This is a genomic window from Rhizobium sp. AQ_MP, assembly GCF_014237835.1.
Taxonomy (GTDB): Bacteria; Pseudomonadota; Alphaproteobacteria; order Rhizobiales; family Rhizobiaceae; genus Allorhizobium.
Genome location: NZ_JACJVI010000001.1, coordinates 69,210 through 90,045 on the forward strand (window position 1 = coordinate 69,210; position 20,836 = coordinate 90,045).

Sequence of the window (20,836 nt, forward strand, 5' to 3'; positions counted from 1 at the left end):
CTCCTTAGATCTCGAAATTGATCATGTTGCGCATGACCAAGAGCCCGATGCTCATCCAGACGGCCGAGCACCCGAGGATCAAGTGGCCGCGGGAATCGGTGAAGAGGATCATGATGTATTCGGGAGACGTCAGGTAGACGAGGAGGGCAACAATGAAAGGCAGGGCGCCGATGATCGCAGCCGATGCCTTGGCTTCCATCGAAAGCGCATTGACCTTGGCCTTCATCTTCTTGCGGTCGCGCAGGACGCGGGAGAGATTGGCAAGCGCTTCCGACAGGTTGCCGCCGGCCTGACCCTGGATCGCGACGACGATGGCGAAGAAGTTCACCTCTGCCAGCGGCATTGTCAGATGCATGCGGGCGACTGAGTCGGTAACACTCAGACCCAGCTGCTGCGATTCCACGATGCGGCGGAACTCGCTCTTCACCGGCTCCTGCCCGTCGGAGGCAATCATCCGGATGGCATCGTTGAGGGGCAAACCCGAGCGGATCGACCGCACCATGACATCGAGCGAGTTGGGAAACTCTTCGAGGAATTTCTTCTGTCTGCGGCTGACGAGGAAACCCACGATCCAGCGCGGCAGGCCAAGGCCTGCCACGAACGAAGCGCCGGCGATCACGAGGGGCGGCATGCCCGCCAGAAAGGCCATGGCAAGCACGACGACACCGAAAACCACGCTGAACAGGTAGAATTGGGTGACACTGATCGAAAGGCCCGATTGCGTAAGCTTGGCCTTGAGGCTCGCCGCATTGGCTTTTTTCGTCTTCTCCTGCTGCTGCTTCTTCTCCAGTTCCTTCAGCGAGTCCTGAACCGATTTGCGGCGCTTGGAGACCTCCTGCATGCGATCGCGGGCAGCCTTCACCTGAGACATGTCCGTTTCGGCGGCACGCACCCGGTTGATGCGGCTGGCCGTCTTCTTGTCGGTTTCGATCCTGGAATAAAGCAGACCATAGGCCACGGCCGCGGTCGACACGGCGACCAGGAGGACGATGGCGAGAATGGTGGGATCCATGCCGAACATGATGCTCAGATCCCCTTCGATTTCTGTTCCATGGCATCGAGTGCGGCCGCCAGGCGACGATCCTCGTTGTAGTAGCGGGCGCGATCCCAGAAATGCGGCTTGCCGATGCCGGTCGACATGTGCCTGCCAATGATCTTGCCGCTCGCGTCTTCGCCTTCGATTTCGTAGCGCATCAGATCCTGGGTGATGATCACGTCGCCTTCCATGCCGATGACCTCGGTGATGTGCGTGATGCGGCGCGAACCGTCACGCAAACGAGCGGCCTGGATGATCACGTCGATCGAGCCGGAAATGATTTCGCGCACGGTCTTGGCCGGCAGCGAGAAGCCGCCCATGGCGATCATCGATTCCATACGGCTCAAGCATTCGCGCGGCGTGTTGGCGTGGATCGTGCCCATCGAGCCATCGTGACCCGTGTTCATCGCCTGCAGCAGGTCGAAGACCTCGGGTCCGCGTACTTCACCGACGATGATTCGTTCGGGGCGCATGCGAAGGCAGTTCTTGACGAGATCGCGCATGGTGATCTCGCCTTCTCCTTCGATGTTCGGCGGGCGCGTTTCAAGGCGCACCACATGCGGCTGCTGCAGCTGCAGTTCGGCCGTGTCTTCGCAGGTAATGATGCGTTCGTCGGAATCGATGAAGCCGGTCAGGCAGTTCAGAAGCGTGGTTTTACCCGAGCCGGTACCGCCGGAGATGACGACGTTGCAGCGCACGCGTCCGATGATCTGCAGGACCTCGGCACCCTCGGGCGTGATCGCACCGAACTTGACCAGCTGGGCAAGGTTCAGCTTGTCCTTCTTGAACTTACGAATGGTCAATGCCGGACCGTCGATCGCAAGCGGCGGGGCAATGACGTTGACACGCGAACCATCGGGCAAGCGCGCGTCGCAGATCGGGCTTGATTCGTCGACACGTCGGCCGACCTGGCTCACGATGCGCTGGCAGATGGACAGCAGCTGCGAATTGTCGCGGAAGCGGATTTCCGACTCGATCGTCTTGCCGCCGACTTCGATGAAGGTTTGTCCGGCACCGTTGACCATGATGTCGGCGATGTCGTCGCGGGCCAGCAGCGGTTCGAGCGGACCGTAACCCAAAACATCGTTGCAGATGTCTTCGAGCAGTTCTTCCTGCTCCGAAATCGACATCGCGAAATTCTTGATCGTGATGATGTCGTTGACGATGTCGCGAATTTCTTCGCGCGCGCTTTCGCCGTCGAGCTTGGCCAGCTGCGACAGATCGATGGTGTCGATCAGCGCCGAGAAGACCTGGCTCTTGGTGTCGTAATAGTCTTCCGTCCGCGGCGGTTTCTTGCGGCTCGGCGTCTGCATGGGCGGCGGCGTGACCTGCTGCCGGCTGCTCACCTCGGGGCTGCCTGGTTCGAGGAGCGTGCTGGAGCGTGCCGCAGGCGCGGCAGCAGCCGGCTGTGCGGGGATCGTGCCGACGCCCGCCCCGCCTTTGCCGAAACCGTCGTTTCCGCGTTTGCCAAACATGAGCTCTACCTGTTCCTGTTTCCGGTCTTACTTCTTGCGTAGTTTTTCAAGCAGCGAACCAAGGCCCGCTTTCTTCGGTTTCTTGATCGTGGCGCGGCCCGTCACCAGATGAGCGAGCTGCGAGAAGGTTTCGGACGTCGGCGACTTGCCGTCGAGTTCGCTGATCATTCGTCCGCTATTGGCAGCCGTCCCGAAGAGCTGCGCGTCGAACGGAATGATCGCGACTGGGTCGAGCTCGAGCGGCTCGAAGAAGTCCGCCGGCGCGATCTCCGGCCGCTTTGGCATGCCCACCTGATTGAGAATCAGATGTGGCGGCTTGTCCTGCGGCCTGAGCTTCTTCAGCGCGTCGATCATGTTCTTCATGTTGCGCAGGTTTGCGAGGTCCGGTGCGCAGGTGATGACGATCTCGTCGACATCGGCGAGAACGGCGCGGGTCCAGTCGGCCCAGGTATGCGGAAGATCGAGCACGGTCACCGGCGCGGTACGCTGCAGAACGTCGAGGATCGGCTGGAAGGCGCCTCGCTCATAGTCATACCCGCGGTCAAGCATGGACGGTGCCGCGAGCAGCGAAAGGTTCTGACCGCACTTGGTCAGCAGGCGATCGAGAAACACCTCATCCAGTCGCTCCGGCGAAAAAACGGCTTCGGCCATGCCCTGGGCGGGGTCCTGGTCGAAATCGATATTGGCCGTCCCGAAGGGCAGATCGAGATCCGCAAGCACCGTTTCGGTCGAGAATAGCGAAGCAATGCCGAAGGCGCAGTTATGGGCGATGGTCGAGGAGCCCACGCCCCCCTTCGCACCTATGAAAGCGATACTGCGGCCAAGTGGTTCGGCCTCGGGATCGACGAAAATGGAGGCGATGGACCCCATCATGTCCGCCATTGTGAAAGGCGCCACGATGTATTCGGAAATGCCGCTGCGGATCAGTTCGCGGTAAAGTGCGATGTCGTTGTGCCGGCCCACGATGATGACGCGCGAACTCGGATCACAGACTTCGGCCAGTGGCTGAAGCTCCGCCATCAGGTCGCGCGGGCCGGCATCGGTTTCCAGAATGATCAGGTTCGGCGTCGGCGTCGACGAGAACATGTTGGCGGCTGCTGCGATATTTCCATGGGTGATGCGCATGCTGACGCGCGCCATGCGCCGATCCACGGCGCACTGCTCCATCGTCCGGTGCACACCTTCGCTGATGCAGAAGGCGTGAATGGATATCCGCGGCAGCGGGCGCAGGCTTTCGACATCACCCGCCATGACGGTTTCGGAAGGCTCGCGATGTCCGCCGGTGGTGTCGCCGATGTCATAGTCGATCGCGTTCATGCTTTCATCCTGTCCTCTTGGACCGCAGTCGCATCAGTTCGTGGACGTGTCGCTGCCGCGGCGATAGAGCCCGATCACCGTCGAGCGTCTCGTCGCATCGATCGGGGCCATGTCGCGTGGAGTGACGAGGTCCATGGGATTGGCGATCTGTGCGGCGAGGTTGCTCTGCGTCGCGCAGCCGAAATTATGGTAGTTCTTGTTGCCGAAGGTGTTGTTCTGCAGATCCTCGGGCCATTCGCCGCAAGGATTGGTCGTCGCCGTTATCGCGACATAGCTGATGCGTACGGGCGCGGCATTGCTGTTCGGCTCAGCCTGATAGGAGGTCTCGATGATCCTGTTTGCAGGCACGCCGCGGGTCATCATGACCTGTCTGATCTGCTTGCGCATCGCCGACGCCGCACCCGTATTCGGCGACCCGTGCGGAATCATCACCTGGATCGTGCCGCTCGATGCGGAAAGATAGTCAGCCGCAAAGCCGGCGATCGAGTCCTGGACGCTCATGGTCAGCTTCCGGTCTCCCGAAGCGATGGGCACGTCGAGCGTGTGCTCCACCTCGCTCAGCATGATCGGGTGCCGTGTGCGATAGTCGTCGGGAACGGCGGATGTCGACATCTGGTCTTTCATGCTGCCGCAGCCGGACAGCGCCGCAACCGTTCCAAGAACGAGACCGGTAAAGACGATGCGCCGCAATGAATGACCTTGAGATGCCATGGCTGGCTGACTTTCCCTGACTTGACGTGCCGAGTGTTTCATCGAGATCCTCACGTCTTTCACTTGTAGATGAAGCCAACCGCGCCATGATATTGGCCGGCCGGTTCGTTGCTCTCGCGGCGGCCATAGACCTTGTTCACCTTGTTCAGGAAGAAGGTCGCACCGTCGTTCTCCGGGTTGAAATTGTCGTCAGGCCGCGACAGGGCACCGCGCGCCACAGGCCGCACGAGATAGGGTGTCGCGATGATGACCAGTTCCGTTTCGTTGCGCTGGAAGTCCTTGCTGCGGAACAGTGTCCCGAGGACCGGCACCTTGGCGAGCCCTGGCAGGCCGGACATGGCCTGGCGAATATTGTCCTGCACAAGGCCGCCGATCACAATCGAACCACCGGATGGAAGCTCGACGGTGGTGGATGCCTCGCGCTTGCGGATGGACATGAACGTGCTGCCGGGTGCGCCTCGCAGCGAGTTGCCGGTGACCTGCGAATTCTCCCAGGTCGGCTCCGAGACATTGGTCTCGATCTTGAGGCTGATTCTGCCGGGCGCGAGCACGACGGGGCGGAAATTCAGTTCGATCCCGTAGTCGACTGTCTGTACGGTGCGCGTGACATTCGTTCGTCCGCTCTGCCCGTCGACACTGACGTCCTGAACGCCTGCGAGACGGAACTCCCCGCCCACATAGAACTTCGCGGCCTCACCGGAAATCGCGGTCAGGCTCGGTTCCGCCAGAGTGCGCATGACACCGGCTTGTTCCATCGCGTTCAGGTAGCTTGCAAAGCCGTATCCACCCACGGACCCGCTCAGGGAAGACAGGGTCTGGCCAAGCGCGTTCGATGTCAGATTGGAGAGGTTGACGGCGTTGCCGAGATTGGCAGGGTTGGTGAAGCCGATACCGTTGCTGCCATCCTGAATGGTTCCGGAGAAGCCGAGCTGTTTCAGCACCTGCCGGCTGACTTCCGCGACGGTGACCTTCAGTGTGACCTGATCCTCACCCTCGATGGTGAGCAGGTTGACGATCTGCGATTGCTGCCGTCCCTCAGCGAAGATCGCAACATCGCCGCCATTGTCCCCGCCGGAGGCCGTGGCAAAACGCGTTGTCGCTTCACCGCCCTTGAGGAAAGCCTGTGCGAGGCTCTCGGCGCGCGTTGCATCCTGCGGCGTGCGCACTGTGCCTGTCAGAACGATGTTGTCGGAAACGATTTCGACCTTGATATCCGACTGCGGGATAAACCGACGCAGATTGGACTCCAGACCGACGATGTCACGTTCGATTTCGATGTCGAGACTGACGATTTCCTGTCCATCGGCCCCGAAGATGAAGATGTTGGTTTGTCCGACTGTCTTGCCGAAAAGATAGATCCGTCTCGAGGAGCGGGTGACCGCGTCAGCCATGAGCGGATCGGCAACCAGAATGTCGTGAGCGTCCACGGGCAGATCGACGACCAGCGCCTTCTTCAGCCCGAGTTTCACGGTGCGGCGCGTACCGGGACCGGCGTTCGTGATGCGGAGGACCGTGTCCTGCGAGGCTTCGGCCACCGGGATCGCGGGTCCGTTCGTAAGGAAGGATGTCGGAGCGCCGGTGAACGCGATCGCGAATGCGATGCTGGCGGTCAGGGATACTCGAAGTTTGTGCGTCAGACTTGCCACGATGTGTCCCCACTCACTGCATGGAATTGGCGGGCAAGGCGTTGGGCTTTATCACCTCGCCTGATTTGATGACCTGGATGTTGGGCTGGCCGTCTCCACCGCTGAGCAGATGGTCGGCAGCGGACGTGTCCTCTTCCTGCGCGTCCGCCACCGAGCGCAGCGCAAGCGAAAGGCGGTCCGCCATCTGCTGCGCCACCGCAATGACCTTGGTCTGATCCGGGGTCAGTTCGAGGGTCGCGGTGGTGCCGATGACGGATTTGGAGCCATCTGGCGCCTCCTCGATCTGCTGGTCGATTGCGAGCACGCGGACATTGGAAAGCACGGTCTCCGTCAGGAAATTGCTGTCGTCACCCTTGCGCACCATGATCACGTCGACCCGGTCATTGGGCAGGATGAAACCGCCGGCACCGGTCGCGACCGAGATCTCGGTCGAAACGGCACGCTTGCCGGAGGGCAGCAATGCCGAGAGGATACGGGAGGAGGAGTCGGCGATCTTTTCGCGCCTCAGCGGTTCGCCTTCGAAAACCGGCAGACGGACGACGACGCCCGACAGCTCCGATATGGCGTCCGGGCGGGTGGAGGAGGTGATGAAACCATCGACGACGCTGCCCTCGGGCCACGCCATCCACCGCATGGAGTTTTCATCGAGGCGGGCTCCGACGGGCAGATTGGCCGCAGAAACGAGCACGTCGACAGTCGGCTCCTTCTCGACAACGGCATCCTGCACGACGACGGTCTGATTGCCGCTGAGCCGCATGGCGAGAAGACCGGCCATACCGGCGGCCACGACGGCGACAGCAAGTATGATGAGGCGGGCGGGTTTCATGATCGATCCTCGGGCGACGCAATAGGTTCTACCGGCAAGGTTGATCAGGAATTGGTGTACTTATGGTTAATAACCCGCTTACATTTGTAGTTAACGGGAAGTTTCTGGCGATTGCGCTATAGACCCTTTTGGATCGCGGCAACCATCAAAGGAGAGCTTGGATATGCCATCAGTCCGGCGGCGCCGATTGCGATGGCATACGGGATCTTCTTCGCAACCATCAATGTCTGAGGGAGCTTTACGCCAACAGTGGCAAACTTGTCCCAGTTGGCACGCACCAGCAAGACGATGATGGTGAGCATTCCCCCGAGGTAGCCCGTAAGCACCAAGAATTCGAAGAGGGAGTGATTGAAACCAAACCACAGAGCGGCAGCCGTCAGAAGCTTTGCGTCACCGCCTCCCATGACATTGAACGCGAAAAGCGCGAAGCATATGGAGAAGACCATACCGGCAGCAGCGACATGCCAACCGAACTCGACCAGTGTCAGACCACTGAATGGGCTGAGGAGCAGGAACGCGAATACCAGCAGCAGTGAAATCCAGTTCGGAATTGTCATCTCGAAGAAGTCGGTCAACGCTGCGATGACCAGACAAAAAGGCAGAACAGTGAGGAGGATCGTTTGATACATGTTCAGCTCCAGTTGCCTCAAGCTAGCCGCAAGAGATGAATGTTTCGGAAATCACCTCTCCAAAAAGCGAAGGGCCGCATCGCTCCTCGCGATGCGGCCCTGCAGCCGATATGCCACGGGGTCTTAGCCCTTGTAATTCAGCTTCTTCGAGACTTCGTTGAACTGGTTGTTCAGGGCGCCGCCGAGGGTCGTTGCGCCGGTGATCAGGGCGACCGAGATGAGGGCGGCGATCAGGCCGTATTCGATGGCGGTTGCGCCGGACTCGTCCTTGGCGAAACGTGCGAAAAGCTTGGTCATGTTATTCTCCTACTCCGCGAGGTTGTTCAGCACTGCCGGCAACTGTTGCCGTTGCTCGGATGTCGCCAACCTAAACGGCGCCCTGTTGCCATCGACTTAAGAAAAAAGGTTAGCAGATCGTGAAAAGCCCCAAGCGATGACAGTGGTAAACGAATGCTGCAACAGATCGATAAGATGTCACGCTTTGGCCTGGTTTTCCGGCCTTTTCCAGGCCTCGGTCGGATCGGAGCCCCTTGTTCCTCGGAGACTGTCGCCGTCGTCCTCGACATCTTCCATGCAGATCGCGGCCCGGACTGGCAGTTAATGCCTCAAAACGATCCAGTTCGAGAGGTCCGCATCGGCTGAAATGATCTCCGGCAGCTTTCCGTTTGCAGCCATGCCGAAAGAACGTCGAACGGCAGAACTGTCCCTCTCCCTGATCGAGCGCGGTTCTTAACCCTTCATTCACCTAAAGCCGGCATCCTTCGGCGATCTTTCACGCGTGTATTCCAAGGCAAGCTCATGTCCGATCGTCCTATTGCCGCTGCCATGATCTTGGCCCTCGCCATGGCATTTCAGGTCACGACCGTGCATGCGCAAGACGAAGACATCCTGCGCGTCTACATGAATAGCGCCCGTGTTCTGAAGCTCGATCGGCCTGTCAGCAAGGTTATCGTCGGGAATGCCGAGGTCGCCGACGCTACAGTCGCAGATTCAAAGACCATCGTGCTCACAGGCCGCTCCTATGGCACGACCAACCTCGTTCTGCTGGACGCAGACGGCAACGCCATCGTCGATGAGCGCATCCTTGTCTCCATTGACGAGTCCAGCACTGTGCGTGTCTTCAAGTCGACCGAGAGAACTGTTTTGTCCTGCACCCCGAATTGTGAAGAACACGCCAAGACAGGCGCGACCCCTTGAACAGTAAAGGGTTTGCAGCGGCTTGAAGCACACGGATTGAAGGCCGGCAAAGGGAGTTTCTCCACTTTCAGCCCCGCCAGGCGGTGCAAAGTGTAAAGATTCGGGAAACGGAAAATCAATATTTGACCCGTAGCTTCTCCTCATCTTTGGGGATGAAACAGGCTATGACGAGCCAGGCTCTAGATAAAGATCATCGGACTGAATGCGCGCCCGGACCACAGTTTCGTCTGTGGCGGCGTCTTGCCAGGTCGAAGGATGGTGCCGCCGCGATCGAGTTCGCGATCCTGGCTATCCCCTATTTCCTCATCATCTTCGCCATCATTGAGACCTTCGTGGCCTTTGCTGCCGAGCAACTTGTCACCAATGCGGTCAATACCTTGGGTAGACAACTGCGCACCGGGCAGATCACCTATCAGATGAACCGGCCGGCGACGGACATGGATGTGACCAAATTCCGCCGGGCCTTCTGCGCTGAAGTGAGCATCATGATCCAGTGCTCCGAAACCGAGATCGCGACGCCAAGCAAACTCTATATCGACGCCCGGACGTTTAGCGGCTTCAAGGATATTCCGGTGGCCATTCCGAGGGTTTCGACGGCAGCCTTTGCCGACATCGATCCGACAAGCTTCAAGTTCACGCCCGGGGGCCCGGACTCGGTCAACATGCTGCGCGCCTATTATCGCTGGCAGGTGATCACCGATCTTGTTCGTCCCTACATCACGACCATCCGCCCCTCGAACGGCTCCATGCCATCCGACTTCCTCATCGTTGCCACGACCGCCTTCCAGAACGAGAAATATCCATGATCGAGATCGCCCGACGGATGTCTGTTCTGCTGGCCGGTGTGAGAAGCCTTCGGTGCGGTTGGCAGAGCCTGATCGACACGACAAGGCGTCTTACCCATGACCGGCAGGGAGTGGGCGGCGTTGAGTTCGCCCTCTTGGCCCCGTTGCTGATCGTGCTGTATCTGATGGCCTTTGAGCTCACCATGGGGATGAGCGTCGCCAAGAAGACGTCGATGGCAAGCAGCACGATCGCCGATCTCGTGGCGCGTCAGGAGACTGTCAACCCGACAATCCTGTCCAACATGGTGAATGTCTCCAATGCGATCTTCGTTCCCTATCCGTCGAAGAACCTGCTGATCAAGATCAGCGGCGTCAGTATCGATTCCAAGAGCGCAGCCAAGGTCGCCTGGTCCTGGTCGACCACGGGCGTCGCGCCCTATGTGATTGGCAGCAGCGCGCCGGTGCCGGCGGATATGCTCGTGGCCGATACCTTCCTCGTCCGCACCGAACTCAGCGTCTCGCATGAATTGATGATGTACCTGCCGGGCCTGACTGGGACCCAGAGCAAGACCATGACCATCGCGCGCGAATTCTATTTCCGCCAGCGTCTCAACAAGACCATCAAATGCGACGGATGCTGATCTCGAATGTTTGCCAAGCTCCGGGCTAAACGCTAAGGATGCTGTCAAAGGCCGGCATAACAACAAACCAGACCCGGCCGTGGGTTGCACATGGCGCGCGCTTTCCTCTTCGTCCTTGATTCCTTCGGTATCGGTGGTGCTCCTGATGCACCGGCCTATGGCGATGACGGCTCTGATACCCTGGGCCACATCGCCGAGTTCTGTGCCGCCGGCGCCGGTGATCGCAATGGCCTGCGCAAGGGTCCGCTGGCTCTGCCCAACATGTCGGCGCTCGGTCTCCTGGCTGCTGCAAAGCTTGCCACCGGCAGAATGCCGCAGGGCATGCCCGTGCCCGAGCGCGTCTTTGGCCTGCACGGCGCGGCAAGCGAGACCTCGCATGGCAAGGATACCCCCTCGGGGCATTGGGAGATTGCCGGAACGCCTGTTATGTTCGACTGGGGTTATTTCCCTGAAGGTGACGAAGCCTTCCCCGCCGAACTCGTGGAAGCAATCTGCCGCGAGGCAAACCTCCCCGGCATCCTCGGCAATTGCCACGCTTCGGGCACCGAGGTCATTGCCCGCTTCGGCGAGGAACATATCCGCACCGGAAAGCCGATCTGCTACACCTCAAGCGATTCCGTCTTCCAGATCGCCGCACACGAAGCCCATTTCGGACTCGAGCGCCTGCTCCAGCTCTGCCAGATCGTGCGCAAACTGCTCGATCCGCTCAACATCGGCCGGGTTATCGCTCGCCCCTTCATCGGCCAAACGGTCCAGACCTTCGAGCGCACCGGCAACCGCCGCGACTATTCCGTTCCGCCGCCCGAACCGACCCTGCTTGATCGCCTTGTGGAAGCCGGCCGCAAGGTCCATGCCGTCGGCAAGATCGGTGACATCTTCGCCCATCAGGGTGTTTCCCGCGTCATCAAGGCGAACGGCAACATGGCGCTCATGGATGCGACACTGAAGGTCATGGACGAGGCCGAAGACGGCGATCTCGTCTTCACCAACTTCGTCGATTTCGACATGCTCTTCGGCCACCGCCGCGATGTCCCGGGTTATGCTGCGGCCTTGGAGGCCTTCGACCGCCGTCTGCCGGAAGTCCACCGCAAGCTGAAGCCCGGTGATATCGTTCTGATGACCGCGGACCACGGCTGCGATCCGACCTGGCGCGGCACCGATCACACCCGCGAACGCGTGCCGATCATGTGCTTCGGCCCTGGCGTCCGCTCCCGCAACATCGGTGTGCGCAACACCTATGCCGATATCGGCGAAACCATCGCGGCGCATTTGGGGATCGCCCCCGGCCGCCACGGACGGAGCTTCCTGTGACGAAACGACTGAAGAAGGCCGAACTGCACTGTCATATCGAAGGTGCGGCGTCGCCGGCTCTCGCACTCTCTCAGGCCGAGAAATACGGCGTCGACCCCGCGACCTTCATGCGCGACGGCACCTATGCCTGGACCGACTTTGCCGAGTTCATCAAGGCCTATGACCGCGTTGCCGCCCTCTTCCGCACGGAGGAGGACTACGCCCTGTTGACCGAGACCTATCTGCGCGAACTCGCCGCCGTGGACACGGTCTACAGCGAGATCATTGTCTCTCCCGATCACGGCGACCGCATCGGCCTTGGCGCCGATACCTATCTCTCCGGCATCACCGCCGGCATCGAGGCTGCGAAAGCCGCCACCGGCATAGAGGCGCGCATCATCGTCACCGGAGAGCGCCATTTCGGCCCTGAAAGCGTTACTGCCGCCGCCGAATATGCCGCCCGCAGCAACAACCGGCTGGTGACGGGCTTCAATATGGCCGGCGAGGAGCGCATGGGCCGCGTCGCCGATTATGCCCGTGCCTTTGATATCGCCCGTGAAGCGGGTCTGGGTCTCACCATCCACGCCGGGGAAGTCTGCGGCGCCTTCAGTGTGGCCGACGCGCTCGACCTGGTGAAACCCGCCCGGATTGGTCACGGGGTCCGTGCCATCGAGGATCCCGAACTCGTCCGCCGCCTCGCCGATCTCGGCACCGTGCTCGAAGTCTGCCCGGGTTCGAACATCGCACTCAAGGTCTTCCCCGATTTCGTCAGCCATCCGCTGAAGAAATTCCACCAAGCCGGCGTCAAGGTCTGCATCAACTCCGACGATCCGCCCTTCTTCGGTACGTCGCTCGCCCAGGAATATGATTGGGCGTCCAGCGAATTCGGCTTCACAGACGCGGAGATCGACGGCATGACGCGCACGGCGATCGAGGCGGCCTTTGTCGATGAGGAGACGAGAGCGCAGCTTCTCGCCCGCCTTTGATGCCGCAGCTGTTGAAGACCCGGCAAAATCCGGCATCGCTCTTGCGGGTATCCAACAGAACGTGAAAATAGACGCACCTCAGAAAACAAGAAAAGAAGGCTCGACCATGGACGGCGTAACAGTCATCGATCACCCCCTCGTGCAGCACAAGCTGACGATCATGCGCCGCAAGGAAACGTCGACCTCGAGCTTCCGCCGCCTCCTGCGCGAAATCTCCACGCTGCTCTGCTATGAGGTTACGCGCGACCTCGAGCTGACCATGGAGACGATCGAGACGCCGCTGACCGAGATGCAGTCACCCATCCTCGAAGGCAAGAAGCTGGTCTTCGCCTCGATCCTGCGCGCCGGCAATGGCCTCTTGGAAGGCATGCTGGAACTTGTGCCAGCCGCCCGTGTCGCCCATGTCGGCGTCTACCGCGATCACGAGACGCTGCAGGCCGTCGAATACTACTTCAAGGCTCCCGAAGCGCTGGCCGAGCGCCTGATCATCGTCGTCGACCCGATGCTTGCGACCGGCAATTCCTCGATTGCCGCCATCGACAAGCTGAAGGAGCGCGGCGCGAAGAACATTCGCTTCCTCTGCCTCTTGGCGGCACCGGAAGGCATCAAGAACTTCCACGCCGTCCATCCGGATGTGCCGATCTTCACCGCCTCCATCGACAGCCATCTGAACGACAAGGGTTACATCATGCCCGGCCTTGGCGATGCCGGCGACCGCATGTACGGAACGAAGTGATTTCTTAACCAGATCGCAAGGTTTGACGGCCCGAAACCCCGGTTTCGGGCCGTTTTCCATGACGGGTTATCCAACTTGTTCATCCTGGCTGCTACGATCTGGCATTGTCTACGGGATCATGCCGATGTTCGCTCGCACGCTGTTCACAGTTCTGATGCTCGCGCTCTCCGCCAGCCAGTGGCCGACGATTGCAGGCAAGGTTCAGGCTATGCTGGATAAACGCGAACCGGCAGCCCCGGCAGACATCGTGCCGAAACCTGCCGACGCCAGGTCCGGCCAGACGGTGTTGACCATGGGGCCCGGCGGCCACTACGAAGGCACGTTCAGGATGAACGGCAAGCCCGTCGAGGCCATGGTCGATACCGGCGCATCGCTCATTGCGATCAATGTGTCGACCGCACGCCGCCTCGGCTTCAGCCCCGCAAGTCTCGATTTTCGTTATCAGGTCAACACCGCGAACGGATCGATCAAGGCGGCCCACGTGGTTCTCGACAAGGTCGAGATCGGCAGCATAAGGGTGCGCGAGGTCGATGCTTTCGTGCTTGGGGATGAGGCACTGTCCTCGACCCTGGTCGGCATGAGCTTCATGAAAAAGCTCAGATCCTACACTGCCGAGGGCCGCACCCTCAGGATGATCCAGTAGCGCGAATTGAGGTCAGGCCGCACCGATGCGCAGCCCGATGACGGGAGTTTCCGCCGGCTTCGTCTCCGAGATCCGATAGCATTCTGCCACCGTCTTCGCGGTCTTGGCGGCAGATGCCTCGTCATTGGCCTGCACAAAGGCAATCGGCTCGCCCTTCGCAACCCGGGTGCCGAGCGGCTTGAAGCCGGAAATGCCGACGCCGTGGTCGATGCTGTCGCTCGGCCGCTGGCGACCACCGCCGAGCGCAACAACGGCAAGACCGAGCCCGCGCGTATCACAGGCGCTCAGATAACCGTCCTGATCGGCCAACACGACCACTTCGACCTTCGCACGGGGCAGATAGCGTTCCGCCTTGTCCATGAAGTCCGAGGGCCCGCCGAGTTCGCTGACCATCTGGCCAAAGATTTCGGCCGCACGTCCGGATCCGAGAGCCGCGCTGCAGCGCGCAAGCGCCGCCTTCTGATCGGTTTCGACGCCGGCATTGACAAGCATTTCGGCCCCGAGTGCCAGCGTCACCTCTTCAAGTCGTGTGCCGCTCTTCTGGCCTTTCAGGAAATCGACGGCATTCTGCACTTCGATCGCATTGCCGGCGCAATCGGCCAACGGCTCGTTCATATCTGTCAGAAGTGCCGTGGTCTTCACGCCCGCTCCATTGGCGACCCTGACCAGCGAACGCGCCAAGGCCTCCGCATCTTCGCTCCTGGACATGAAGGCGCCATTGCCTACCTTCACGTCGAGCACCAGGCTTTCGAGCCCGGCGGCAAGCTTCTTGGACAGGATGGAGGCCGTGATCAGCGGAATCGACTCGACCGTCGCCGTTACGTCGCGGATCGCATAGAGACGCTTGTCGGCGGGTGCGAGATCGCCTGTCTGGCCGATGATCGCGCAGCCGGCGCGGTCGACCGTCCGTCGGAATACCGTATTGTCCGGCATTACGTCATAGCCGGGGATCGACTGCAGCTTGTCGAGCGTGCCGCCCGTGTGCCCAAGCCCACGCCCCGAGATCATCGGTACGGCAAGCCCGCAAGCCGCCACGATCGGCGCCAGCATCAGTGAGACATTGTCCCCCACACCGCCGGTCGAGTGCTTGTCAGCCACGGGCTTGCCGACACCGGCCCAGGAGAGCACGTCGCCGGAATCGCGCATGGCCAGCGTCAGCGCCACGATTTCGTCCGGCGTCATGCCCTTGAAGAACACGGCCATGGCAAAGGCCGCCACCTGCCCCTCGGAGATCGTTTCCTTCGACAGCCCCTCGATGAATGCGGCAATCTCTTCGCCTGTCAGCGTGCCGCCATCCCGCTTGCGACGGATGATCTCCTGGGGAAGCATGGTCAATACCCCGAAACCTGAGCCTGAGCCTGGTGGCCCGAAAGCACCGCGAGAATGTTGTCGAGCAAGCCCGAAGCACCAAAGCGGAAGGTTGATGGCATCACCCAGTCCTCGCCCATGATGGTGTCGGCGAGCTTAAGGTAATGGGCCGCATCGGCGACCGTCGAGATCCCGCCGGCCGGCTTGAAGCCGACCTTCTTGCGGCTGTCCCGGATCGCCTGCAGCATGATGTCGGCCGCCTCCAGCGTCGCATTGACGCCGACCTTGCCGGTCGAGGTCTTGATGAAGTCCGCGCCGGCTGCGATCGAGAGATCCGAGGCACGACGGATCAAGGCGATATCCTTGTGCTCGCCCGTTTCCAGGATCGTCTTGAGGATCGCCGGACCGCAGGCGCCCTTCACGGCGGAAACCATGTCGGTCACGGCCTTGTCGTCACCGGCCGCCAGCGCCCGGTAGGGGATCACCAGATCGATGTCGTCGGCGCCATCGGCAACCGCATCGCGTGTTTCGGCCAGAACATCCTCGGTCTTCATTTCGCCCGAAGGAAAGTTGACCACCGTCGCGATCCGGATCGGGCTATCAGGTCCAAGCAGGGTGCGCGCCTGCATCACGAAGCGCGGCCAGATGCAGATCGCCGCCGTCGGGCCAAAGGCGCTCTGGGCCTTGCCGCACAGCGTCACGATCTGTTCGGGCGTGCAGTCGTCCTTCAGGTTGGTGAGGTCGAGCAGCGAAAGCGCCCGCGAAGCGACAGCGCGCAGTTCTTGATTATCCAATGTCATTTCCTCCGCCGATCATCCGTTTCAGGATGGTGGCCAGACGTTTGCCGCCGATCGGCGCCATGTCCTTGGTTTCTTCGTGGCTCAGTTCGCCACCGGTCATGCCTGCCCCATAATTGGTGATCACGGACGCGGCTGCAACCCTGAGACCGAAGAAACGCGCCAGAATGACCTCTGGCACCGTCGACATGCCGACGGCATCAGCCCCAAGCACACGCGCCATCCGGATCTCCGCTGGCGTCTCGAAGCTGGGGCCCGAGAACCACATATAGACCCCTTGCGAGAGCGGCACGCCCTCGGCTTCGGCCGCCGCCCGCATCGCTGCCTGCAGTTCGGCATCATAGGCCGAGGTCATGCCGACGAAGCGCCCGTCGCTCGGCTCGCCGATCAGCGGGTTCTTGCCGGAAAAGTTGATGTGATCCGTGATCTGCATCACCGAGCCGGGGGCCATGTCCTCACGCAGTGATCCCGCCGCATTGGTCAGGATCAACGACTTTACGCCAAGACCCATCAGGACCTCGATCGGCTTGCGCATCGCATTCGCATCGCCATGCTCGTAGTAATGCATTCGACCGGCAAGCATGATCACCGGCGTGCGCCCGAGATAGCCGGCAACGATCTCGCCGGCATGGCCGGAGACACCGCTCAAGGGAAAGCCGGGAAGCTCGGAATAGGGCACGCGAACCGCATCCCGAACCTCGTTCACCAGCGAACCGAGGCCAGATCCCAGCACGATCGCATGGCGCGGAACAAGCCCGTTGAGCCGTTCCACCAGAAGATCGACAGCCGCCTTCATCCGATGACATCCGTCTTGAAGCTGAGCGGCAGAAGCTCGTCCATGGTCATGGTCTTCTGCACGCCGACTTCGTCGCAGAGATAGATCTTGGTGTCGGCAGATGCGAATTCCGAGATCTTCTGCCGGCAACCGCCGCAGGGCGGGCACAGCGCCAGCTTCTCGGCAATCACCGCCATCTCCACGATCTTCTTGCCGCCACCCATGATCATGCAGCCGATCGCCGTCGGCTCGGCACACCATCCTTGAGGGAAGGAGAGGTTCTCGATATTCGCGCCAGTATAGATCTTGCCGTCATCGGCACGGATCGCAGCCCCCACCGGGAACTTGGAATAGGGCGCATGCGCAAAGGCCATTGCGCCGCGCGCCGCTTCGAAGAGATCGTGAGCCATGGATCAGCGCTCCTTGGTATAGGCCACGCCACCGGCCTTCGGCGGGTTGGCGGCGCCGATAAAGCCGGCGAGCAGGATGCAGGTGAGGATATAGGGCAGCGCCTGGAAGAGCTGGACCGGCACCTCGCCGATTCCTGGGATCGCCTTGCCCTGCATGAAATTTGCAAGCGCATCGAGGAAGCCGAACAGCAGGCAGGCGAACATGACAGGGACGGGCTTCCACTTGGCGAAGATGAGGGCGGCAAGCGCGATGAAGCCCTTGCCCGCCGACATGTCCTTGATGAAGGCCGCCGACTGCGCGATCGCCAGATAGGTGCCGGCAATGCCGCAGAGCAGACCGGCGACCAGAACCGCGCGATAGCGCAGGAAGGTCACCGAGATACCAGCCGTGTCGACCGCACCCGGATTTTCGCCCACCGCGCGCAGGCGAAGACCGAAACGCGTGCGATAGAGAACCCACCACGAGATCGGCACCGCGAGGAAGGCGATATAGGTGATGATGTTGTTGCCCGAGATGACGTTCGAATAGAGCGGCCCGATGAAGGGGATCTCGCGGATGGCATCAGCGCCCGGCAGGATGATTGGCGCGAAACGGCCTTCGCCGGAGACCTGCGGCGTCCGGCCACCCTGGCCGAACCAGGCTTGCCCAAGGACGACGGTGAGCCCCGCCGCCACGAAGTTGAGCGCCACGCCGGAAACGATCTGGTTGCCGCGATTGGTGATCGAGGCAAAGCCATGGACCAGCGAGAACACCAGCGAGACGGCGATGCCCGAAAGCAGCCCGAGCCAGGCCGAGCCGGTAAGATAGGCCACACAGGCCGCGGCAAAGGCTGCCGCCAGCATCTTGCCCTCCAGGCCGATGTCGAAGACGCCGGCGCGTTCAGAGTAGAGCCCGGCAAGGGCCGCCAGGATCAGAGGGATCGACAGACGAATCGTCGAGCCGAGGATGCTGATGAGCATGTCAAAGGATTCCATGGTCGCGTCCTCAGGCCTTTGTCAGTGACTGATAGATCCGCACGATCATCGGGCGGCACATGAATTCCAGCGCGCCGGCAAACAGGATCACCAGACCCTGAATGACCACGATCATTTCGCGGGTAATGTTGGGCATGTCGAAGGAGAGCCAGGCACCGCCCTGATAGAGAATGCCGAACAGGATTGCGGCGAGCACGATACCGAGCGGATGGTTGCGACCCATCAGTGAAACGGCAATGCCGACGAAGCCGGCACCGGCAACGAATTCCACCTGCAGGCGGGCAGATGCACCGAGCACCGGGTTGAGCGCCATCATGCCGGCCAGACCACCCGAGATCAGCATGGTGATCATGACGATCTTGACATAGGGGATGCCGGCATAGGCGGCTGCCGAGCGGCTGATGCCGAGCGTGCGCATCTCGTAGCCAAGCTTGGTGCGCCAGATCAGCACCCAGACGAGAACGCACATCACGAGTGCGATCAGGAACGACACGTTGAACGGGGCAGGGCCGAGCGTGCCGCCGAACATGGCGATCAGCCAGTCGAGCTTCGGCAGCTGGCCGCCTTCGAGGAAGGTGCGGGTTTCCGGCGCCATCTTGCCCGGAACGATCAGCACGTTGACCAGCAGATAGACCATCAGCGCCGCGCCGATGAAGTTGAACATGATCGTGGTGATGACGATGTGGCTGCCGCGCTTGGCCTGCAGCCAGGCCGGGATCAGTGCCCAGGCGGCACCGAAGAGGGCCGCCGCCATGATGGCGAACGGCATGGTCACATACCACGGCACATAGTGATCGAGCGCGAGTGCGGCGAGCGCTGCACCCAGGCCGCCGAGATAGGCCTGGCCTTCGGATCCGATGTTGAACAGACCGGCATGATAGGCAACGGCCACCGAAAGCCCGGTGAAGATGAAATTGGTGGCATAAAACAGCGTGAAGCCGATGCCTTCACCACTGCCCAGCGCGCCCTCGATCATCAGTTTCAGTGCCTCCCACGGGTTTTCCCCGATGATCCAGACCACGAGGCCCGACACCAGGAAGGCAAGCAGGAGGTTGATCAGCGGCAGCAGCGCATAATTGATCCAGTTTGGAAGGGGTACGGATGCAGTGCTCATCAAAACCTCAAGCGGCAATGCCGGCCATCATCAGGCCGAGTGTCTGTTCGCCAGTGTCAGGCGTCTTCTCGCCGACGACCTTGCCGGCGAACATCACCAGAATGCGGTCGGAAAGCGAGCGGATCTCGTCGAGTTCGACGGAGACGAGCAGCACGGCCTTGCCGGCATCCCGCGTTTCCACGATCCGTTTGTGAATGAATTCGATGGCACCGATATCGACGCCGCGCGTTGGCTGGCCAACGATCAGGAGCTTCGGGTCGCGCTCGATTTCGCGCGCCACGACGATCTTCTGCTGGTTGCCACCGGAGAAGTTGGCCGTCTTCAGCCGTGGGTTCGGCGGGCGGATGTCGTATTTCTCGATCTCTTCCACCGCCGCCTTGCGGATCAGGCTCGGATCGAGGAACGGACCTTTCCCGTAACGCTCGTCGCGGTGATAGCCGAGAATGGCGTTCTGGCTTTCCTCGAAGGGCAACACCAGGCCCATGTGGTGGCGGTCTTCCGGGATATGCGCCACGCCGATGCCGCGCAGTTCTGCCGGATCGAGACCCGCCACGTTCTGCCCGTTGATCCAGATCTCGCCGGAGGTCGGCTTGCGGATGCCGGTGATCGCTTCCAGGAGTTCGCTCTGGCCATTGCCGGCCACGCCCGCGATCCCGACGATTTCGCCGGAGCGTACATCGAAGGAGACGTTGTCGACCATCACGACGCCGCGGTTGTCCTTGACCGTCAGATTGCGCACAGAAAGGAAGACATCGCCCGGATTGGCCGGCTTCTTCTCGACATGCAGGAGCACGCGGCGACCGACCATCAGCTCGGCGAGCTCTTCCACCGTGGTCTCCGAGGTCTTGCGGGTCGCGACCATCTCGCCGCGGCGCATGACCGAGACCGTGTCGGTGATCGCCATGATCTCGCGCAGCTTGTGGGTGATCAGGATGACCGTCTTGCCCTGGTCGCGCAGCACGCCGAGGATCTTGAACAGGTGATCGGCTTCGGCCGGCGTGAGAACGCCCGTCGGCTCGTCGAGGATCAGGATCTCAGCGCCGCGATAAAGGGCTTTCAGGATTTCGACGCGCTGCTGCAGACCGACCGGCAGTTCCTCGATGATCGCATCGGGATCCACTTCCAGCTCGTAGTCTTCTTCCAGCTTCTTCAGCGCAGCGCGTGCTGCATCCGTGCCCTTGCCGAGCAGGGCGCCGCCTTCGGCCCCGAGCATCAGGTTTTCCAGCACGGTAAAATTCTCGACCAGCATGAAGTGCTGGTGCACCATCCCGATCCCCGAACTGATGGCGGTCTGGCTGTCCTTGATGGTGATCGGCTTGCCGTCGATCTGGATGGATCCATGATCGGCCTGGTAGAAGCCGTAGAGGATCGACATCAGCGTCGACTTGCCGGCACCGTTTTCACCGATGATGCCGTGGATAGAACCCTTGGCGACCGTCAGATTGATGTTCTTGTTGGCATGCACCGCACCGAACTTCTTGTCGATGCCGATCAGTTCGATCGCGGGTGCCTGGTTCGCTGCATTCATTCCGGTCCCCC

The 20,836-nt window shown here is 61.1% G+C and carries 22 protein-coding genes; 7 read left to right on the forward strand and 15 right to left on the reverse strand.

From position 1 onward, the window contains the following. Positions 1 to 4 precede the first annotated feature (4 nt). The 8 genes from H6M51_RS00355 to H6M51_RS00390 form a co-directional block, all read right to left on the reverse strand. Positions 5 to 1,021: a type II secretion system F family protein gene (locus H6M51_RS00355; RefSeq protein WP_185807914.1), complete on the reverse strand. Its 1,017-nt coding sequence runs from the start codon at positions 1,019 to 1,021 to the stop codon at positions 5 to 7. Positions 1,022 to 1,026: 5 nt separating this feature from the next. Next, positions 1,027 to 2,511, reverse strand: coding sequence for a CpaF family protein (locus H6M51_RS00360; protein ID WP_185807915.1), 1,485 nt, complete (start codon positions 2,509 to 2,511; stop codon positions 1,027 to 1,029). Between the two features lie 27 nt (positions 2,512 to 2,538). Then, entirely contained in the window at positions 2,539 to 3,828 is a 1,290-nt protein-coding gene (locus tag H6M51_RS00365; RefSeq protein WP_185807916.1) for a CpaE family protein, read from the reverse strand. A gap of 33 nt (positions 3,829 to 3,861) precedes the next feature. After that, complete coding sequence (locus H6M51_RS00370) at positions 3,862 to 4,539, reverse strand: CpaD family pilus assembly protein (RefSeq protein WP_185807917.1); 678 nt, start codon at positions 4,537 to 4,539, stop codon at positions 3,862 to 3,864. 59 nt (positions 4,540 to 4,598) lie between these two features. Beyond that, complete coding sequence (locus tag H6M51_RS00375; protein WP_185807918.1) at positions 4,599 to 6,185, reverse strand: type II and III secretion system protein family protein; 1,587 nt, start codon at positions 6,183 to 6,185, stop codon at positions 4,599 to 4,601. Positions 6,186 to 6,198: 13 nt separating this feature from the next. Then, a complete protein-coding gene (cpaB, locus tag H6M51_RS00380; RefSeq protein WP_185807919.1) occupies positions 6,199 to 7,011 on the reverse strand; it encodes a Flp pilus assembly protein CpaB in 813 nt (270 codons plus the stop codon). Between the two features lie 116 nt (positions 7,012 to 7,127). Then, positions 7,128 to 7,640, reverse strand: a complete 513-nt coding sequence (locus H6M51_RS00385; RefSeq protein WP_185807920.1) for a prepilin peptidase — start codon at positions 7,638 to 7,640, stop codon at positions 7,128 to 7,130. A 123-nt stretch (positions 7,641 to 7,763) separates the two neighbouring features. Next, positions 7,764 to 7,937 (reverse strand): Flp family type IVb pilin, encoded by a 174-nt coding sequence (locus H6M51_RS00390; RefSeq protein ID WP_185807921.1) that lies wholly within the window; start codon positions 7,935 to 7,937, stop codon positions 7,764 to 7,766. A 528-nt stretch (positions 7,938 to 8,465) separates the two neighbouring features. On the opposite strand from H6M51_RS00390, the gene H6M51_RS00395 reads away from it, so the two are divergent. From H6M51_RS00395 to H6M51_RS00425, 7 genes are all read left to right on the forward strand, one after another. After that, positions 8,466 to 8,837, forward strand: coding sequence for a pilus assembly protein N-terminal domain-containing protein (locus H6M51_RS00395; protein WP_246780363.1), 372 nt, complete (start codon positions 8,466 to 8,468; stop codon positions 8,835 to 8,837). A 164-nt stretch (positions 8,838 to 9,001) separates the two neighbouring features. Next, entirely contained in the window at positions 9,002 to 9,643 is a 642-nt protein-coding gene (locus tag H6M51_RS00400; RefSeq protein ID WP_185807923.1) for a TadE/TadG family type IV pilus assembly protein, read from the forward strand. Continuing rightward, positions 9,640 to 10,263, forward strand: a complete 624-nt coding sequence (locus H6M51_RS00405) for a TadE/TadG family type IV pilus assembly protein (RefSeq protein ID WP_246780346.1) — start codon at positions 9,640 to 9,642, stop codon at positions 10,261 to 10,263. Before H6M51_RS00400 ends, H6M51_RS00405 begins: the two co-directional genes overlap by 4 nt. A 90-nt stretch (positions 10,264 to 10,353) precedes the next feature. Then, the gene (locus H6M51_RS00410) at positions 10,354 to 11,574 is read left to right on the forward strand and encodes a phosphopentomutase (protein ID WP_185807924.1); all 1,221 of its coding nucleotides are present in this window, start codon (positions 10,354 to 10,356) and stop codon (positions 11,572 to 11,574) included. Continuing rightward, the gene (locus H6M51_RS00415) at positions 11,571 to 12,539 is read left to right on the forward strand and encodes an adenosine deaminase (RefSeq protein WP_185807925.1); all 969 of its coding nucleotides are present in this window, start codon (positions 11,571 to 11,573) and stop codon (positions 12,537 to 12,539) included. The genes H6M51_RS00410 and H6M51_RS00415 overlap by 4 nt, the downstream gene beginning before the upstream one ends. A 106-nt stretch (positions 12,540 to 12,645) precedes the next feature. Next, positions 12,646 to 13,275 (forward strand): uracil phosphoribosyltransferase, encoded by a 630-nt coding sequence (upp, locus tag H6M51_RS00420; RefSeq protein WP_185807926.1) that lies wholly within the window; start codon positions 12,646 to 12,648, stop codon positions 13,273 to 13,275. Positions 13,276 to 13,399: 124 nt separating this feature from the next. Continuing rightward, entirely contained in the window at positions 13,400 to 13,918 is a 519-nt protein-coding gene (locus tag H6M51_RS00425) for a TIGR02281 family clan AA aspartic protease (protein WP_185807927.1), read from the forward strand. A gap of 12 nt (positions 13,919 to 13,930) precedes the next feature. On the opposite strand, the gene deoA is transcribed toward H6M51_RS00425, so the two are convergent. From deoA to H6M51_RS00460, 7 genes are read right to left on the reverse strand one after another with little or no spacing between them, the layout of a single operon-like run. Then, on the reverse strand, positions 13,931 to 15,247 hold the full coding sequence (gene deoA / locus H6M51_RS00430) for a thymidine phosphorylase (protein WP_185808408.1): 1,317 nt from the start codon (positions 15,245 to 15,247) through the stop codon (positions 13,931 to 13,933). Positions 15,248 to 15,249: 2 nt separating this feature from the next. Beyond that, complete coding sequence (gene deoC, locus H6M51_RS00435) at positions 15,250 to 16,026, reverse strand: deoxyribose-phosphate aldolase (RefSeq protein WP_407073532.1); 777 nt, start codon at positions 16,024 to 16,026, stop codon at positions 15,250 to 15,252. After that, positions 16,013 to 16,819 carry a purine-nucleoside phosphorylase gene (locus H6M51_RS00440; protein ID WP_185807929.1) on the reverse strand — a complete coding sequence of 269 codons (807 nt, stop codon included), beginning with the start codon at positions 16,817 to 16,819 and terminating at the stop codon, positions 16,013 to 16,015. The genes deoC and H6M51_RS00440 overlap by 14 nt, the downstream gene beginning before the upstream one ends. Then, on the reverse strand, positions 16,816 to 17,208 hold the full coding sequence (locus H6M51_RS00445) for a cytidine deaminase (RefSeq protein ID WP_140825762.1): 393 nt from the start codon (positions 17,206 to 17,208) through the stop codon (positions 16,816 to 16,818). Before H6M51_RS00445 ends, H6M51_RS00440 begins: the two co-directional genes overlap by 4 nt. A 3-nt stretch (positions 17,209 to 17,211) precedes the next feature. Further along, positions 17,212 to 18,183, reverse strand: a complete 972-nt coding sequence (locus H6M51_RS00450; RefSeq protein WP_185807930.1) for an ABC transporter permease — start codon at positions 18,181 to 18,183, stop codon at positions 17,212 to 17,214. A 10-nt stretch (positions 18,184 to 18,193) separates the two neighbouring features. Next, complete coding sequence (locus H6M51_RS00455; RefSeq protein WP_185807931.1) at positions 18,194 to 19,297, reverse strand: ABC transporter permease; 1,104 nt, start codon at positions 19,295 to 19,297, stop codon at positions 18,194 to 18,196. Positions 19,298 to 19,304: 7 nt separating this feature from the next. Next, complete coding sequence (locus H6M51_RS00460) at positions 19,305 to 20,825, reverse strand: ABC transporter ATP-binding protein (RefSeq protein WP_185807932.1); 1,521 nt, start codon at positions 20,823 to 20,825, stop codon at positions 19,305 to 19,307. Positions 20,826 to 20,836: the final 11 nt, after the last annotated feature.